Origin of the sequence: Streptomyces glaucosporus, from assembly GCF_039533345.1 — a bacterium.
Lineage (GTDB): Bacteria > Actinomycetota > Actinomycetes > Streptomycetales > Streptomycetaceae > Streptomyces > Streptomyces glaucosporus.
On the sequence record NZ_BAAATJ010000055.1, the window covers coordinates 1 to 1,137 of the forward strand.

1 protein-coding gene is annotated in these 1,137 nt (G+C 70.9%); it reads right to left on the reverse strand.

Annotation, left to right across the window (positions count from 1 at the left end; translation table 11 throughout):
* Positions 1-1,137, reverse strand: a 1,137-nt coding sequence (locus ABD358_RS28320) for an acyl-CoA carboxylase subunit beta (RefSeq protein WP_344634017.1), incomplete at both ends; no start/stop codon positions are given.

Sequence of the window (1,137 nt, forward strand, 5' to 3'; positions counted from 1 at the left end):
TGCATCAGCTCGGCCCTGTACTCCTTGACCAGCTCCTCCCGCGCCGCGTCGGGATCGTCGGCCGCGGCGATCTGCCGGCGGAAGATCACGTTGGCGGCGCCCTCGGCGCCCATCACCGCGATCTCGTTGGTCGGCCACGCGTAGGTGACGTCCGCGCCGATGGACTGCGAGTCCATCACGATGTACGCCCCGCCATAGGCCTTGCGCAGCACCACCGACACCCGCGGCACGGTGGCGTTGCAGTACGCGTACAGCAGCTTCGCGCCGTGCCGGATGATCCCGCCGTGCTCCTGGTCCACCCCGGGCAGGAACCCGGGCACGTCGATCAGGGTCACCAGCGGGATGTTGAACGCGTCGCACATCTGCACGAACCGGGCGGCCTTCTCCGAGGCGTGGATGTCCAGCACCCCGGCCAGCACGCTGGGCTGGTTGGCGACGATGCCCACCACCCGGCCGTCGATCCGCGCCAGCGCGCACACCACGTTGCGCGCCCATGCCTCGTGCACCTCGACGTACTCGCCGTCGTCGACGATCTCCTCGATCACCGCCCGCATGTCGTAGGGGCGGTTGCCGTCGGCCGGCACCAGGTCCACCAGCGCCTCGCACCGCCGGTCCACCGGGTCGGCGCTCTCCACCACCGGCGGGTTCTCCCGGTTGTTGGCCGGCAGCATCGACAGCAGGTAGCGCACCTCCTCCAGGCAGCTGGCCTCGTCGTCGTAGGCGAAGTGCGCCACCCCGGAGGTGGTGGCGTGGACGTCGGCGCCGCCCAGCCCGTTCTGGGTGATCTGCTCGCCGGTCACCGCCTGCACCACGTCCGGGCCGGTGATGAACATCTGCGAGGTCTCCCGGACCATGAACACGAAGTCCGTCAGCGCCGGCGAGTACGCCGCCCCGCCCGCGCACGGCCCCAGCATCACCGAGATCTGCGGGATCACCCCGGACGCCCGGGTGTTGCGCTGGAAGATGCCGCCGTAGCCGGCCAGCGCCACCACACCCTCCTGGATGCGGGCGCCGGCCCCGTCGTTGAGGGACACCAGCGGCGCGCCGGCCGCCAGGGCCATGTCCATGATCTTGTGGATCTTCTGCGCGTGGGCCTCGCCCAGCGCCCCGCCGAAGATCCGGAAGTCGTGGGCGTAG